General features: G+C 69.8%; 16 protein-coding genes, 1 tRNA gene and 1 pseudogene. 6 read left to right on the top strand and 12 right to left on the bottom strand.

The window, feature by feature from the left end:
* Positions 1-195: 195 nt before the first annotated feature.
* Complete coding sequence (locus ACFY3D_RS36765) at positions 196-3,066, bottom strand: BTAD domain-containing putative transcriptional regulator (protein ID WP_389988712.1); 2,871 nt, start codon at positions 3,064-3,066, stop codon at positions 196-198.
* A gap of 325 nt (positions 3,067-3,391) precedes the next feature.
* On the opposite strand from ACFY3D_RS36765, the gene ACFY3D_RS36760 reads away from it, so the two are divergent.
* On the top strand, positions 3,392-4,255 hold the full coding sequence (locus ACFY3D_RS36760; RefSeq protein ID WP_389988709.1) for a hypothetical protein: 864 nt from the start codon (positions 3,392-3,394) through the stop codon (positions 4,253-4,255).
* Between the two features lie 46 nt (positions 4,256-4,301).
* Here the strand turns inward: ACFY3D_RS36760 and ACFY3D_RS36755 are convergent, their stop codons facing one another.
* Together ACFY3D_RS36755 and ACFY3D_RS36750 are read right to left on the bottom strand one after the other, a co-directional pair.
* Positions 4,302-4,904: a DUF998 domain-containing protein gene (locus ACFY3D_RS36755; RefSeq protein WP_389988706.1), complete on the bottom strand. Its 603-nt coding sequence runs from the start codon at positions 4,902-4,904 to the stop codon at positions 4,302-4,304.
* Between the two features lie 145 nt (positions 4,905-5,049).
* Positions 5,050-5,123: transfer RNA gene (locus tag ACFY3D_RS36750), tRNA-Lys, on the bottom strand.
* 292 nt (positions 5,124-5,415) lie between these two features.
* On the opposite strand from ACFY3D_RS36750, the gene ACFY3D_RS36745 reads away from it, so the two are divergent.
* The gene (locus ACFY3D_RS36745; protein ID WP_362905070.1) at positions 5,416-5,784 is read left to right on the top strand and encodes a PRC-barrel domain containing protein; all 369 of its coding nucleotides are present in this window, start codon (positions 5,416-5,418) and stop codon (positions 5,782-5,784) included.
* 150 nt (positions 5,785-5,934) lie between these two features.
* On the opposite strand, the gene ACFY3D_RS36740 is transcribed toward ACFY3D_RS36745, so the two are convergent.
* A complete protein-coding gene (locus ACFY3D_RS36740) occupies positions 5,935-6,534 on the bottom strand; it encodes a hypothetical protein (protein WP_350944928.1) in 600 nt (199 codons plus the stop codon).
* A gap of 66 nt (positions 6,535-6,600) precedes the next feature.
* Between ACFY3D_RS36740 and ACFY3D_RS36735 the strand changes: the two genes are divergently transcribed.
* Both ACFY3D_RS36735 and ACFY3D_RS36730 read left to right on the top strand, forming a co-directional pair.
* Positions 6,601-7,113, top strand: a complete 513-nt coding sequence (locus ACFY3D_RS36735; protein WP_389988703.1) for a DUF6328 family protein — start codon at positions 6,601-6,603, stop codon at positions 7,111-7,113.
* A 22-nt stretch (positions 7,114-7,135) separates the two neighbouring features.
* Positions 7,136-7,285, top strand: coding sequence for a GPGG-motif small membrane protein (locus tag ACFY3D_RS36730; RefSeq protein WP_184719841.1), 150 nt, complete (start codon positions 7,136-7,138; stop codon positions 7,283-7,285).
* A 469-nt stretch (positions 7,286-7,754) separates the two neighbouring features.
* Here ACFY3D_RS36730 and ACFY3D_RS36725 read toward each other — a convergent pair whose 3' ends face one another.
* Complete coding sequence (locus ACFY3D_RS36725; RefSeq protein WP_362921225.1) at positions 7,755-8,468, bottom strand: metallophosphoesterase; 714 nt, start codon at positions 8,466-8,468, stop codon at positions 7,755-7,757.
* The gene (locus ACFY3D_RS36720) at positions 8,465-8,710 is read right to left on the bottom strand and encodes a BON domain-containing protein (RefSeq protein WP_389988700.1); all 246 of its coding nucleotides are present in this window, start codon (positions 8,708-8,710) and stop codon (positions 8,465-8,467) included. The genes ACFY3D_RS36725 and ACFY3D_RS36720 overlap by 4 nt, the downstream gene beginning before the upstream one ends.
* A gap of 145 nt (positions 8,711-8,855) precedes the next feature.
* Between ACFY3D_RS36720 and ACFY3D_RS36715 the strand changes: the two genes are divergently transcribed.
* Positions 8,856-10,151: a glycosyltransferase gene (locus ACFY3D_RS36715; RefSeq protein WP_389988905.1), complete on the top strand. Its 1,296-nt coding sequence runs from the start codon at positions 8,856-8,858 to the stop codon at positions 10,149-10,151.
* Positions 10,152-10,262: 111 nt separating this feature from the next.
* Here the strand turns inward: ACFY3D_RS36715 and ACFY3D_RS36710 are convergent, their stop codons facing one another.
* The 6 genes from ACFY3D_RS36710 to ACFY3D_RS36685 all read right to left on the bottom strand — a co-directional run bounded on the left by ACFY3D_RS36710 (position 10,263) and on the right by ACFY3D_RS36685 (position 14,891).
* Positions 10,263-10,514: a DUF4235 domain-containing protein gene (locus tag ACFY3D_RS36710; protein WP_350944918.1), complete on the bottom strand. Its 252-nt coding sequence runs from the start codon at positions 10,512-10,514 to the stop codon at positions 10,263-10,265.
* A gap of 127 nt (positions 10,515-10,641) precedes the next feature.
* A complete protein-coding gene (locus ACFY3D_RS36705; RefSeq protein ID WP_389988697.1) occupies positions 10,642-10,908 on the bottom strand; it encodes a DUF6458 family protein in 267 nt (88 codons plus the stop codon).
* Positions 10,909-11,182: 274 nt separating this feature from the next.
* Positions 11,183-12,016 carry a MetQ/NlpA family ABC transporter substrate-binding protein gene (locus tag ACFY3D_RS36700; RefSeq protein ID WP_389988694.1) on the bottom strand — a complete coding sequence of 278 codons (834 nt, stop codon included), beginning with the start codon at positions 12,014-12,016 and terminating at the stop codon, positions 11,183-11,185.
* Positions 12,017-12,105: 89 nt separating this feature from the next.
* Entirely contained in the window at positions 12,106-12,879 is a 774-nt protein-coding gene (locus ACFY3D_RS36695) for a DUF305 domain-containing protein (protein ID WP_389988691.1), read from the bottom strand.
* Positions 12,880-12,992: 113 nt separating this feature from the next.
* Positions 12,993-13,859 (bottom strand): lytic polysaccharide monooxygenase, encoded by an 867-nt coding sequence (locus ACFY3D_RS36690; protein ID WP_389988688.1) that lies wholly within the window; start codon positions 13,857-13,859, stop codon positions 12,993-12,995.
* 120 nt (positions 13,860-13,979) lie between these two features.
* Positions 13,980-14,891 carry an NADP-dependent oxidoreductase gene (locus ACFY3D_RS36685; RefSeq protein ID WP_389988685.1) on the bottom strand — a complete coding sequence of 304 codons (912 nt, stop codon included), beginning with the start codon at positions 14,889-14,891 and terminating at the stop codon, positions 13,980-13,982.
* Positions 14,892-15,126: 235 nt separating this feature from the next.
* Between ACFY3D_RS36685 and ACFY3D_RS36680 the strand changes: the two are divergent.
* Positions 15,127-15,248, top strand: a pseudogene (locus ACFY3D_RS36680) (IS607 family transposase); the annotation flags it as partial.

Below are 15,248 nucleotides of genomic sequence, written 5' to 3'. Positions count from 1 at the left end.
CCCCGGTGGGTGGTCGCCTCTGTCCTCCCCCCCCCCCCCGGCGCCCCCCCCCCCCCCCCCGGGGGGGCGCCCGGGGGCGGGGGGGGGGGGGGGGGGGCCCCCCCCCCCCCCCACGACGCGTGCGTAGTAGTGCGGTTCCACACGCCTAATGATGCCAGTGGCCACCGACGGTTTCCGGCCGAACACGGTGCCCACTCAGCGGGTCAGGGTGGTCTCTTTCCGCTCGGTGTCCCATCGCGAGTCCTCGTCCCGGTCGAGCAGTGCCCGTACCTCGTCGGCCTCCGGCATGTCTCGCCGCACGAAGATCTCCAGCGCCTCGGTCAGGCAGGCCACTCCCCTTCCCGGCCGGCCGAGCCGGGAGAACGCCTCGCCGAGCGCGACGAGCGCCTTGCCCTGGATCCATTCGTCGCCCGCCTCCGCCATGAGGCCCAGCGAGTCCTCGGCACAGTCGACGGCGCGGTCCGGTTGCCCCAGGGCGAGGTGGGTCTCGGCCATCCGCAGCAGGGTCGCCCCCTCACGGACGCGCTGCTTGAGCCTCCGATACGCCTTGCGCGTCTTCCTGAGCCGAAGGAGCGCCTCCTCGGGACGCCCGGCGTCGCACAGCACGACGGCCGACCGGTACATGACGTCGGGATCCGTCCCGCCGCCCGACTCGCGGACGGTGCGGTCGGCCAGTTCCACCACCTCCACCGCCTCGTCGATCCTGTCGACCGACGCGAGGGCGAGCGCCATGTCGCCCAGGCCGGCCGCCTCACCGCTTCGGTCGCCGAGCCCGCGCCAGATCTCGACCGCGTCGGCGTACAGCGCGATCGCCTCGGTCGTCGATCCGCGACGGGACAGGACCGTGGCCAGCAGGTTGAGGCTGTCCGCGTACCGTGCCCGGTCGCCCTCGGCGAGGCTGAGGTCCCTCGCGGCGACGCAGTCCTCGGTCGCCGCGTCGAGGAGCCACCGGTTCGCCCAGAACCCTCCGCGCACGCACCGGGCGTGCGCTTCGGCGCGACGTTCCCCGCGGGCCGCCGCCGCCTCGACGAGGGCTCCGGCCGCCCGCTCGTAGCGCTCGGGGGTCACGTCGGTCTCCAGTACGTCGGCCGCCATGTCGAGCAGCCGTATCGCGTCGGAGAGGGCGCTTCCCCGCTCCTGGGCGATCTGGTGTACGCAGCTGATCACCCCCTGCTCCTCGTCCTCCGCCCAGGTCACCGCGGCCTCCTCGTCCGCGAAGGACGGTCCCGCACCGGCCGGTCGGCCCGGGTCGGACACCGTGGCACCCGGATAGGTGAGGCGGTGGGCCGCGGTCATGCCCGCGAGGTAGTGGCCGAGCAGCCTGTCCAGCGCGGCTCGCCGCGCGTCCTCGTCGCCCGGTCGTGACCGGGCGAAGATCTTGAGAAGGTCGTGGTAGCGATAGCGGCAGGGAGAGGGCGACTCCAGCATGCTCACGTCCACCAGCGCCTCGCACACCTCCTCCGCGTCCTGCTCGTCCAGACCGAGTACGGCCGCCGCCGAGCCCAGTGAGAAGTCGGACGCGTCGGGGACGGCGAGCAGCCGGAACGCCGACGCGTGCGCGGCGTCGAGCTGGTCGTAGCCGAGGGCGAACGTCGCCTCGACGGCCAGGTCGTCCACGCGCAGTTCGGCGAGGCGCCGGCGCTCGTCGGCCATCCGGTCGCGCATCCTGGCCATACTCCAGGCGGGCCGCGCCGCGAGCCGTGCGGCCACGATCCTGATCGCGAGGGGCAGGTGCCCGCACGCCCCGATCAGGTCCGCCGCGGCCTCGCGCTCGGCGGCCACCCGCGCCTCCCCCACGATCGTGGCGAGCAGCACCGTCGCCTCGTCGTGGGACATCACGCTCAGGTCGACCTGGCGTACGCCGGACAGCCCGATCATCTTCGCGCGGCTCGTCACCATCACCGCGCACCCGGCGGCGCCGGGGAGCAGCGGCCGTACCTGCGCGGCGTTCGCGGCGTTGTCCAGCACGACGAGTATCCGCCGGTCCGCCACGGTGGAGCGGTACATGGCCGCCCGCTCGCCCGGCTCCTCGGAGTCGGGCGGGACCTCCGCCCCGAGGGAGCGCAGGAACCGGGCGAGCACGGTCTCCGGCGTGAGCGGCCGTGTCCCGGAGCCCCCGAGGTTCACGAAGAGCTGACCGTCGGGATAGTCCGGCGCGAGCCGGTGGGCCACGTGGACGGCGAGGGTGGTCTTGCCCATGCCTCCGGCGCCCGACACGGCCGAGATCGCGAGTGCCGAGATGTGCCCCGACCTCAGGGCGGCCACCATCTCGTCGATCTCGGGCTCCCTGCCGGTGAAGTCGGCGGTGTCGGCGGGGAGCTGGCGGGGCACCTGCCTGGGGACCGGGCTCGTCGTCCTCGCCTGGCCGAGGGTGGGGTCCGCGGTGATGATCCGCTGGTAGAGCTCCGCCAGCTCGGGCGAGGGATCGATGCCGAGGTCCTCGGCGAGCAGTTTCCTGGTGTCGGTGAACACGCCTATCGCCTCGGCCTGCCTTCCCGCGCGGTACAGCGCCAGCATCAGCAGCCCGCAGAACCGCTCCCTGGTCGGATGTTCCCCGCAGAGCGCGGTCAGCTCGGCGACGACCTCGGCGTGCCCGCCCTCCTCGACCTCCTGGGCGAACCTGCGCTCCAGCACGGCGAGCCGCCGCTCCCCGAGCCGCGCCCGCTGCCCCTCGGCGTAGCCTCCCTCCAGCCCGGCGAGCGGCTCTCCTCGCCAGAGCGCCAGGGCCTCGCCGTATCTCCCCTCGTTGGCGAGCCTCTCCATCGTGACCAGGTCGCAGGCCCCTCCGGCGAGGGTGTATCCGCTGCCGATCGAGATGATCGCCTCGGCGCCGAGGGCGGAGCGCAGGCGCGAGACGTACGTGCGCAACGTGCTCATCGCGGCGCGGGGACGCTCCTCGCCCCAGACGGCGTCGAGCAGGTGGTCGTGGCCGACGGCCCTGCCCTCGGCCAGGAGGAGGACGGCGAGGACCAGCCGCTGCTGGGGAGAACCGATCTCCACCTCCGCGCCGTCGCGCCAGACGCGTACCGGTCCCAGGATCGAGAACCGCAGCCCGGGATCACTCATCCGACAGCGCCGTCTTTCCTTTGTTCTCGAACGGTGCCATGGAACCGATGCCGTTCTCCCGCGCCGGGGCGTCGCCCGGTCGGCTCGGGGCCGTTTCGCTCCGCTGTGCCGCACCGTGGCAGCTCGCCCCGATTCATCACGATGAAGCATCGTATGGCAGCACATCGACCTTTGCCGGGGAAACACCGTCGATCCGCTGCCGGATGGACGTATCCGCTATAGGAGTTACAGCTGTCCAGATCAGGCCATTGGTGGCATTGCTGTCAACCGATCACCTTTGCCCCCCGTCCCCCTTAAGCCCTATCTGTCGTACGCAGGAGGCGATGTGCGCGTCCGCTCGGTTCTCTCAGTCGCCGCCCTGGTCTGCGGCCTGGCCCTCCTCTGGCAACCGGCGCACGCCTCCGTTCCCCCGGCGGAGCGGGGCTCGGTCGTCGCCGCGGGCACGGCGGGCACAGTGAGCACGGTGGGCATGGTGGAGTACGAGTGCACCACCAGCGGCGTGACCGGGAAGCAGACCACCTCGATCAACGTCGAGCTGACGATACCGACCGACGCCACCACGGGCCGGCAGTTCACGATCGGCTGGAGCGGCACCTACACCGGCTCCGCGCTGACGGCGCCCGCCGCGGGACTGCCCGCGGGCACCAAGCTGTACGCGTACGTCTCCATCAGCGGGCTTTCCGGGCTGACCTCCGCCACCGGGGTGGGAACCCTCAATGCGACCGGCGCGGGTCAGACCATTCTGCTGCCGACGACCCCGGTCTCCCTCGCCACCACGTCGAACAGTCCGGGCACCGCGACGGTGAAGCCCGGCGCCATCAACTTCGGGACCGCGCCCGGCCAGACCTCGATCGAGTGCGAGCCGAAGAACAGGGACACCCTCACGACCTACCCCCTCACCATCACGGCGGGCGGACAGGGAGCCGACCCCGACCCGACGGACACCACCACGCAGCCCTCCGACGAGACCACGTCGGACGACGACGCCGAGACGGGCGAGACCCCGCAGGACACGGACGGGGAAATCTCCGAGACACCGGCCGGAGGAGCGGAGACCGGAGGCGGCGGTGAGAGCGGCCCCGACGGACGGGCACTCGTGCTCACCGGCTCCCTGGTCACCTTCGGCGCCGTCTCCGGACTGCTGTGGCGCCGTCGCGGCACCAGGGAGACCGTGGGCCCGCGAGCCTGACCCCCGGCGTCGGCGCACCCGGCATCCCGGCATCCGGATCGAGGCGTCAGAGCGCGTTCTGCGAGCCGAAGCGCAGGAACACCGCCGCGACCCAGAGCCATCCCGGGACGATGAACGCCCGCTGGACGAGTCCGGCCCTCGGCGAGTCACGCTCCCAGGCTTTGCCGAACGCGTAGGAGGCGGCCATCAGGGCGGCCGCGGCGACGGCCGAAAGAACCTTCCACGCCACCTCCGGCAGGACGAACGCCGCCACCGCCGCCGTGACGGGCAGCGAGAAGAACACGACGGCTCCGGCGTAGTCGTGCAGTTTGTGGGAGACGGTGACGTCCGCCGGATCACCCTCCGGCGTACCCGGCGGATAGCCCCGCATCGGGTCCATCCTGAAGCCCGATGCCACAAGACCCAGCCCGAAGATCGCCAACATCCCGCCCAGCAGCGGTTGCCGCCCCGCGGTGGCGATCGAGACGCCGCCGACGGTGATCGCGGCGCCGGAGACGACGAAGTTCGAGATCTGGATCCACCCGCGGGCACCGAGGGCGAGGGCGCTGACCGGGTGGCGTACCGGCGAGTAACCGGGGCGGGTCAGTCCGTCGACCAGAAAGACCAGCACAAAGAACAGGGCACCGCTCGCGCCGATGACGTATGCCACTTGACGTCCTCCGTTGTCTCGCACGCCATCGGTAAGGTCCTACCGCGAACCGGCCGACCACGGCTCGACGCCGGCGCTTCGGCGGTCTCGGCCTCTCGAAAACCAGAAAACCCCAGCTCGGCGTGCGAGCTGGGGTTTCCTTGGGTGCGCCGCCAGGGACTCGAACCCCGGACCCGCTGATTAAGAGTCAGCTGCTCTAACCAACTGAGCTAGCGGCGCTTGACGTTGACAAGCCTACCGGACCCGGCGCCGTGGTCCGTACATGATCGGATATATGCCCATCCGGAGGTCTGGAGATGAGCTGACATATGCCCATCGGGGGCGCCGACCGGAGAAACTTCACCCCGAGCCGGGCGGGGCGAAATCCCGCGACGACCTGGTGCCGAGGGCGGAAACAGGGCGGAGCGAACAGTGTTCCGTACCGGCTGACTTGGGCAAATGCCGTTTAGGACTTCTCTCTCGGGTACGGGATCCGGAGCCCGAGGTATCACATCAAGGGAGACATTCAGTCATGCAGCCTGAGATCTGGAACTATCGAGCCGACGTGCACACCCAGGACAAGACGCTCGACGTCGCCGGGTACCACGTCGAAGCCACCGACGGGAAGATCGGCTCCGTCGACGAGGCGACCTACGAGGTCGGCGAGAGCTACCTCGTCGTCGACACGGGCCCCTGGATCTTCGGCAAGAAGGTCCTCCTGCCCGCGAGCACGGTGACGCAGATCGACCCGCAGGAGAAGAAGGTCTACGTCGCGCGCACCAAGCAGGAGATCAAGGACGCCCCCGAGTTCGACGAGGCGAACTTCAAGGAGCCCGCGTACCGCGACCGGGTCGGCGAGTACTACGGCCGCTTCCCCTTCGGCGGACCCGGCACCGTCTGAGCGTCCTCCGATCCCGGGACACCGGGCGAGACGACATGAAGAGGGGGCCCACCAGATGGTGGGCCCCCTCTTCATGTCGTCCGGAGAACGGCCACGTCTTGGAAGGCCAGGTCGTCTCGGGCACGGGTGCGGGTCACAGGTGAGGCCGTCTCAGGGCCAGGTCGGGTCGCCCGAGGAGTCGACGGGACCGGGAATGACATCGAGGCGCTGAAGGAGGGTGAGAAAGGTGGAGGCGTAGGGGGAGTCCCGCACGACGGCGGCGACGCGGTTCCAGTCGACCTGCTCGCGCAGGGCACGCACCTGCGGCAGCAGCGAGCCGTAGTCGCAACTGTGCTCGGAGAGCGGCAGCAGCCACGAGATGACCAGGTCGGTGGCCTCCAGGACGGGCAGGATCACCGCCGAGGCCTTCATCGGCTCCGCGCGCTTCAGCAACTCGGGCGTGACCGGGTGGTCGCAGATCGAGAAGATCAGATCCACCAGCCTGCCCTCGTCGAAGGCCTTGACCAGCCAGTCCTCCGGCGGCTGCCTGGAGGTCTCGAATCCCAGCTTGCCCAGCGCCTCGAGCGCGAGCGGCACGTCCTCCTGGGGAAGGACGAAATCGACGTCATGGAGCGAGGGGGCGGCTCCGCGGGCGTAGGCCGCGCAACCTCCGGCAAGCGCGAATCTGACATCCGCGTCCTTCAACCCGCTGCTCGCCCGCTTCAGCGTTTCCAGGATCGCGTCGGTGACCTCGTGACTGTGGCTTCCCATAACCCACGCGTACCCCGTAACCCCCCAGGTAGGCATGCCAAACCTTTCCTTGGGTAAACGATGCACATGATTCACCCCGAATCCTCGCAAAAAGAACAATCAGCGCCCGGAGAGACACACAAGGAGCGGGTCGACCGCGAACTCGGCGAGTTGTTACAGGGCCTGCGCGTCGCCGTCACCGGCGTGCAGGTGCTTTTCGCCTTTCTCTTCAGCCTGCCATTCGCGGCGGGCTTCGAAAAATTGGACGACCTGGGGCACATACTGTTCTTCATCGCCCTGTTGAGCGCGGGCGTCGCGTCCGTCTGCTTCATCACCCCGGCAGCCCAGCACCGCCTCCTGTTCAGGAGCAACCTGAAGGAGAAGATGCTGCACCGCGCCAACACCCTTGGCATCGCGGGGGCCGCCGGACTCGCGGTCGCGATGACGAGCACGGTCGCACTGGTCGCGGAGACGGTGCTCAACGCCTGGCCCGCGGCGTTGTTCGCCGGGGTCGTGGCGCTGCTGAGCGCCTGGCTGTGGTTCGTCCAGCCGCTGGTTGATCTGTACAGAACCAAGGATGAGGAAGATGTTAAGCAGTGAATTGTGAGGGCAGAGGCCGGTTATGGCTACTTTGCTTTGGATCATCGCAGTCGTCCTCGTCATCTCCGGGATCTACGTCATCCTGGCCCGTCGCGACCTGCTCTGGGGGATCGTCCTGATCGTCCTCGGCTTCCTCGTCGGCCCCGGGGGTGTGAGCATCTTCAATGTGTGACGCGAGCCTCGCGCTCGCGACAGCACAGATCGGTGCGAGCCGGCGGCTCGCACACCGTCCAGGTGCGGGCCACCCGACCCGCACGCCGATTCCGTACGGTCCGATGTCCGTACGCCGTCCGGTGCGGCCCTGAGGCCGGCACCATTTCTCCAAGCGGGTTTCACACCCGCGAGAACACTTCGCAAGAATGTAAGCGCCCCGAACTCCCATAAGAAGCATCGCGGGCCGGGTATCCCCCGGCCCGCTTCTTCTTGCCCGGTTGTCTGGGATACCGATCGTCGCCGGTTGTCTGGAATGCCGGTCGTCCCCGGTTGTCCGGGATACCGGCCCGTCTCTTCCCGGACCGGAATATGTCCGCCTCTTCCCGGACAGGGACAGGCCCGCTTCTTCTTCGGCCGGAAAATCCGAGATACCCGCTGAGACATCAGCGGGTATTCGCGTCATTCGGCACCCGAGCGCGAGGCCCCCGTCAGAGGAGATACACGCCGTACGCCCGGCCCAGCACCGGCAGCGCCACATTGCGCACCCTGATGCCTCCCGGTGTCACGCCCTTCTCGGTACCCGAGTGGGCGTGACCGTGGATGATCAGGTCGGCGCCCTCGGCGTCGACCGCCTCGGCCAGCAGGTAGCTGCCGAGAAACGGATAGATCTCCAGCGGCTCCCCGGCGAGGGTGTCCTTGACCGGCGAGTAGTGGGACAGCACGACCGTGCGGTCGGCCTGCAGCTCCTTCAGCGCGACCCGCCAGCGGTCGGCGATCCGCTTGGTGTGCCCGACGAACGCCTTGATCTCCGGCTCGCCGAAGTCGCTGGCGCACTTGCCCGCGTACCCCCCGCCGAAGCCCTTGCCGCCGACCACGCCGAGCCGCACGCCGTCGATGTCGAGCACCGTCGCGTCGTCGTGCAGCACCTCGATCCCGGTGTCGCGCAGCAGGGCGGCGATCTCGGCGGGCTGGTCGGAGTGGTGGTCGTGGTTGCCGAGCACCGCCACCACCGGGATCGGCAGGTCGCGGAACTCGTCCGCCACCACCCGCGCCTCGTCCATGGTGCCGTGCCGGGTCAGGTCCCCGGCGAGCAGCAGGACGTCGGCCTTCTCCCCGATGTCGTGAAGCCGCTCGCGGTAGCTTCCCCTACGGCTCTCGTCCAGGTGTACGTCCCCGACCGCCGCGATCCGCACGTCTGTCACAGCCTCTCCTCCCTCACCGGCTCCCGTACGTCCACCACGTCGATCTCGTTGTGGACCTTCAGCTCGGGAGCCGCCTCACCCGCCACCTCCGCGATCAGCTCGCGCCGCTCGGAGCCGACGACCTGACCTCGCAGGTAGAGCTGATCACCTCGAATGTCCACCCGGATGCCGAGTTCCGTGGTCCTCTCGTCCTCGGCGAGCGCGCGCTGCACACGCGCCGCGACGTACTGGGGAGCCTCCATCGCCGAACTCCTTTCCGTCGAAAACTCATCGCCTTCCCGCGAATCCCAAGGTCAAACACGTTTAAACCCCCCGGTCAGGGCAGGGGAGAGCGTCATGCCCAGGACGCAGGCACGCCTGCCCCGTACACCCGGTGGAGACGTGTCCATGAAGATCGCGATGGTGTCAGAGCATGCGAGCCCCCTAGCCACCGTCGGCGGAGCCGACGCCGGGGGCCAGAACGTCCACGTAGCCGCCCTCTCCCTCGCGCTCGCCGCCCGGGGGCACGAGGTGACCGTCTACACCCGCAGGGAGTGCCCCTCCCAACCCGATGAGACCTCCCTGGCCCCCGGGGTCACCGTGGTCCACGTACCGGCCGGACCCGCGATGACCCTGGCCAAGGACGATCTGCTCCCCTGGATGCCGGACTTCGGCCGGTGGCTCGCCAGGCGGTGGAGCGCCGCACCCCCCGACATGGTCCACAGCCACTTCTGGATGAGCGGCCTCGCCGCCCTCGCCGCGGCGAGGGACGCCGCCGTCCCCATCGTGCACACGTTCCACGCCCTCGGCACGGTCAAGCGCCGCCACCAGGGACCGGCCGACTCCAGCCCGCGCGAGCGTCTCAGGATCGAGGCGATGGTCGCCTCCCAGGTGGACGCGGTGATCGCGACCTGCGCCGACGAGGTGGCGGAACTGCGCCGGATGCGCATCCCTCGGCGCCGGACGAGGATCGTGCCCTGCGGCGTCGACGTGCGGTCCTTCACCCCTTCCGGTCCGAAGAGGGACCTCGGACCGGGGCCCGTCCTGCTCGCCATCGGCCGTCCCGTACGCCGCAAGGGCGTGGACACGACGATTCACGCCCTCGCCCGCATCCCCGGCGCCACCCTGGTCGTCGCCGGAGGCGATGTCGACGACCCGGAGGCGAGGCGGCTCTCCCACGTGGCCGCCAGGTGTGGCGTCGCCGACCGCGTGAGGTTCCTCGGCAAGGTGAGCAGGCAGGACGTCCCCACCCTGATGCGTTCGGCGGACGTCGTGGTCACCATGCCGTGGTACGAGCCGTTCGGCATCGTGCCGCTGGAGGCGATGGCCTGCGGTGTCCCGGTGGTCGCGTCCGCGGTGGGCGGGCACCTGGACACCGTCGTGCCCGAGGTCACCGGTCTGCTGGTCCCACCGCGCGAGCCGTACGCGCTGGGCGGCGCGCTGCGCCGGCTGCTCGCCGCGCCGTCCGTGCTGGCGGCCTACGGCGCCGCGGCCGTCGCGCGGGCACGGTCCCGCTACGACTGGAACCGGATCGCCGCCCAGACGTCCGCCGTGTACGCGGAGGTGCTCTCCTCCCGCGTCCCGGCCTCCCCCGTCCCGACACCCCACCACCTCCCGGCCTCCCGTGGCGTCCCCGCCCCCGCCTTCGCCCCCGTACGGCGGGCAGACCGCGCCGGGGCCCAACCGTGTCCCGGAGCCGCCTGACGGATCCCGCGGTCCGTCTTCGGACACGCGGAGGCCCCCGGTCCCTCGGACGGGATCGGGGGCCTCCGCACGAGGTCGGCCGCCAGGGGTGAGGGCGGCCACCTCACAAAGTCACTTGCCGGTGGCTCTGTGGATGCTCCGGGCGGCGGAACGGTCGATCGCGGCCCTCACCACGCCGAAGATGGCGCCCTGGATGGCGGACGCCACGAGGATCTCGCCCCAGCCGTACTCGTCCGACGTCGCCTGGGGGGCGTCGTCCTTGCCCGACGCGAGCTTCCAGACCTGCTTGAAGATGACTCCGGCGATCGCGCCACCGAGCATTCCGCTCACGGCGCTCGCGCCGCGGGATACGACTCTGCTCACGTCCTCTGCCCTCCGTTCGCGTTCACTGAAGCGGCCTGCCTCCCCATGCGAACCAGCCCATAACGGATCCGGAACGACGGGCGACACCCGCTGACGGTGCGGCTCCCCTATGAGAGAGATCCGCGGTTCACACCACCGGAGGGTCGTTGTAGTGACGCTCCTGGTAGGTGCGGCGGTGTGTGACGGGGTCCTCGATCACCGTGGTGGCCGTGGTGTCCGCCACCGCCCGGCGGGCGAGGCTGAGCCGGTACACGGCGAACAGGAGCCACGCGAAACCGCCGATCATCAGGATGACACCGACGATGTTGATGTCGAAGCCCGCGATGTCGAATTCGACCGCCCACGTGAGAATGGCGCCGAGCATTATGAGAACGATGCCGCCTGCGATGGTCATGGGATCTCCTCCTTCGAGCCAACTCACCTCCTCTATCCTCCGTGCGAATCTCAAACGTCACCTGGCGGTGGTAAATGCGGACGTCGGCCTCCCACGCGTCGTCACAGGCGTAGGAGGCCCGGGAAAAGACTCGGCCGCGCCCCCCGCGACGGTGGGGGCGCGGCCGAGGGCATCGCGCGGAAGGTGACGGCACTCCCCGGTGCGGGATACCGGACGGTCCACCCCGCGGGTGGACGCGAGCGGTGATCCCCCGAGGCCGGGGGCGCCGGGCGGTCTACTCCGCGGGCAGCACCGCGCCCTTGTACCTGTCCTCGATGAACTTCTTGACCTCGGGGCCGGTGAGGAGTTCGGCGAGCTTCTTCACCCGGGGGTCCTCCACCTTGGCCGGGACGGTGACCAGGCCGTTGGCGTACGGGTTGCCCTCGCCCTTCTCCAGGATCAGGGAGTCGGTCGCGGGCTGCAGCCCGGCCTCCAGGGCGTAGTTGCCGTTCACGATCGCGGCGTCCACGTCCTCCAGGGAACGGGGCAGCTGGGCCGCCTCAAGGGGCTTGAACTCCAGTGCCTTGGGATTGTCGGCGACGTCACGTTCGGTCGCCTTCACCCCCACGCCCTCCTTGAGGGTGATCACGCCGTTGTCGGCCAGGAGCTTGAGCGAGCGGCCGAGGTTGCTCGCGTCGTTGGGCAGCGCCACCTGGGCGCCCTGAGCGAGCTCGGAGACGCTCTTGATCTTCTTGGAGTACAGGCCGAGCGGCTCGATGTGCACCGGGGCGACCCAGCTGAGCTTGATGCCCTTGCCCTTGGAGAACTCCTCCAGGTACGGGATGTGCTGGAAGTAGTTCGCGTCCAGGTTGCCCTCGTCGAGCTGGGTGTTGGGCTGGACATAGTCGGTGAACTCGACGATCTCCAGATTCAGCCCGGCGTTGGCGGCGAGGTTGTCCTTGACGTACTTGAGCACCTCGCCGTGGGGCACGGGGTTGACCCCGACCTTGAGCGGTGCGTCGGCGTTCGGTGTGCCGGCGGGCTGGGCCGTGTCGGTGGACGTCCCCCCGCACGCGGCCAGGGTCCCGGCCAGGATCAATCCGGCCACAACCCCAAAGATCTTGCGCATGACTCCCCCTAAATTCCTACACATCAAGTAGGAAATATATCTCACAAAAGGGAGTGCAAGGACAAATCCCTACTGGTCCGCGCAGATCTTTACTCTCCGCGCAGGGTCAGCATCCGCGCGATCTGCGCCGTACGCGAGACGTCGACGAGCCTGGCCAGCTTCGTGACCTCGGGGTGCAGCCCGGTCGCGACCTCCACCTTGGCCATCTGGGCGGCGTCGTCCTGCTGGGCGATCAACATGTCGAGGAACCTCCGCTCGAACTCGGCCGGCGGGGCGGCGGTCAGCGCCGCCACCTCCTCCTCGCTCACCCCGGGCATCCCGCCGTGGGCGGCGTGCTCGTCGTCGTCGGCGGTCGCGGGCTGCCCCCAGGCGTCCAGCAGGCCGGACATCGAGACCGACTCCCGCTCCTGGGTCACGCCGATCGCATCGGCGAGCTCCCTGACCTCCGGACGGACCTGCCGTTCGCGCACCAACCGCACCAGCCGTACCCCCTGGGCGTTGTGGGGCACCATCATCTGCAGGAACATCACGTCGGGAGGATTGAAGGCGACTCCGGCGGCGGTCCCGACGGGCGGGGCGGGCGACGGCGTGGGCACTCCCGCACCGGCGCCCCGCGCCGAGTGATCAGCCCTCTGGGCCGAGTCCTCTCCGGAACCCTGGGAGCCGTGTTCCGGGTCGCCGTGCGTCCCCTGGGCGGGTGTTGGCCGGGCGGGAACGCCGACGGCGCCGTGTGCCCCGTGACCGGCGGGGCCTCCCCGGAGCTCCTGGATGCTGTCGGCGCCGCAACCGGAGAGCAGGAGGACCCCCAGGACCACCGCCGGGATCGCCGGGATCGCCGGGATCACTGTGACCGCACGCTTCAAGACGAACTCCTCGGTTCTCGGGAGGGTTCCCGGAAAGTTCTCGGGAGGATTCCCGGAAGGAACGACGGGTCCGGCCGGGGCGGTGATCACCGCCCCGGCCGGATCTCACCGGATCAGAGTCGTCGCCACAGGGCGGGGACGTTCGGCGGCTCCCAACCGGCCAGCGCGGTGTGTGCCTGCAGGCACTGGTAGGTCGCGCCGCCGTAGGTCACCGTCGCACCCACCGCGTAGGCGGTGCCCGCCTTCCAGGTGCCGCCCGGCTGGCTCGTCGGGGTGGGCGTCGGAGTCGAGGTCGGCCGTGTGGGAGTCGGCGTCGGGGTCGGAGTCGATGTGGGGGTGGGGTTGCTGCCGCCGAAGTTCACGTCGGAACAGGTGTAGAAGGCCTCGGTACTGCCCACGACACGCTGCCAGATCGAGAAGATGAGCTGGCGGCCGCTCCGCTGCGGGAGGTTGATCGTCCAGTTGGTGAATTGGGTGGGGTTCTGGTTGTTGAAGGTCCTGATGTGCTCCAGATCCGACCAGCGCAGCGGCTGGGTGGGGCTCCAGCTCTGCTTGGTGATGTAGAACTCGAAGTTGCTGTTCGCGTGCGGCGCGGTCGCGTGGTAGGTGACCGTGAGCGGCCCCGGGGAGACCGAGGTGGCGGGCCAGTCGGCCCTGGCGAGGTTGAGCCCGCGATACTTGTCACGCCCGGCGCCGCACAGCTCGCCGTCGGGGATGATCTGGCGGTGGTTGCCACCGGCTTCGAGCCGGGACACCTCGTGCCAGTCGTAGAAGGCCTGGGTGCCCCCGGCCGCGACGGCCGCCTTGCACGCCGCCGACTTGGGGGTCTCCGGGCCTTCCGTCTTGCAGACGTACGCCCGGCTGGGCGGGTTCGACATGGATCCGTGGGCGACCGCCGCGGTGGACGGCAGCAGAGCGAGCACGGACCCTACGCTGATCGCGGCGGCGGCACCGGTGGCCACCTTGTGTCGCAGATGCACGTGGACTCCTCCTGGAGAGAGAAATGGGAGGCAGAACTGTCCAACGAGCCGACGGATAGCACGTTATTAACAAGAAACCTTACTAAGGATTTCGGTCACAACGCCAGGGATACGTGGATATCAGTCCGTCACCAGCACGACCTTGCCCTGTCCGTGCCTGCCGGCGACCTCGCGGTGGGCGTCCGCGGCCCGCTCCAGCGGATAGGTCCTGCGCACGGGGAAGACGAGGTCGCCCTTGGCGTACAGGGCGGCGAGCTCGGCGAGGCGAGACGCCTCCCGCACCCCCCTGGTCCGCTGCACCCCCAGCTCCGCGGCTCTGTCGTGCTCGACGAGCGTGACGATGCGATCCCCCTTCACCAGCTCCAGGGAGACGTCCAGCGCCTCGCCGCCCGCGCCGTCCACGACCAGGTCCACCCCGCCGGGGGCGAGGGCGCGCACCCGCTCCAGCAGTCCCTCCCCGTACGTGACCGGGGTCGCGCCGAGCGCGCGCAGGTAGTCGTGGTTCTCCTCGCGGGCCGTGCCGATCACCGTGGCCGCTCCCCAGAGCCGGGCGAGCTGGACCGCCGCGGTACCGACCCCGCCCGCGGCGGCGTGCACCAGGACCGTGTCCCCCTCCTTCACCCCGAGCTGCCGCAGCGCGATGTGGGCGGTCTGGGTCCCCGCGGTGAAACCACCCGCCACCTCCCAGGGCATGTTCGCGGGCTTGGGCGTGACGTTCTCCGCCGATACGACCACGTACTCGGCGTAGCAGTTCAGCAGGTCGAAGCCCAGGACCTCGGCGCCTACGGAGATGCCGCCCACCCCTTCGCCCACCTGGTCGACCACCCCGGCGAACTCGTTGCCCGGCACCCGGGGCAGCTCACCGCTCACCCCCGGCGGGGTCCATCCCTCCCGGATGGCGAGGTCGAACGGCTGCACGCCCGCGGCCCGCACGCGCACCCGCACCTGCCCCTCGCCCGCCTCGGGCGTCGGAAGCTCCGCCGCCCGCAACACCTCGGGACCGCCGAACTCGAAAAACGCGGCTGCCTTCATGGGACTCCCCTTCGCTCGCGTACGCCTTCGCTCGCGTACGTCGCCGCCCAGCCTGCAACCTCAAGCTTGATCGAGGTCAACTCACCCGCTCCGGGCACCGATGGGGCGTCATGCCGGCCGACGCGCAGGCCGGCCCCCGGGAAGGGGGGCCGGCCTCCGGGACCGCCGAGGGGTTGGCAACTGCTCAATTTTTTATAAGCAAAGATGATCACACATAGTCATATATCTTGCACGTGTGAAGCTTTCGGAGTGGGCACGCCGACAGGGCGTGAGCTATCAGACCGCCTGGCGGTGGGTGAAGAGCGGCAAGATGCCCGTCGCCGTCCACCAGGCGCCCTCCGGCACGTGGATCGTCGA

Origin of the sequence: Streptosporangium sp. NPDC000509, assembly GCF_042898365.1 — a bacterium.
Taxonomy (GTDB): domain Bacteria; phylum Actinomycetota; class Actinomycetes; order Streptosporangiales; family Streptosporangiaceae; genus Streptosporangium.
This window is presented reverse-complemented; position numbering and strand designations above follow the sequence as displayed.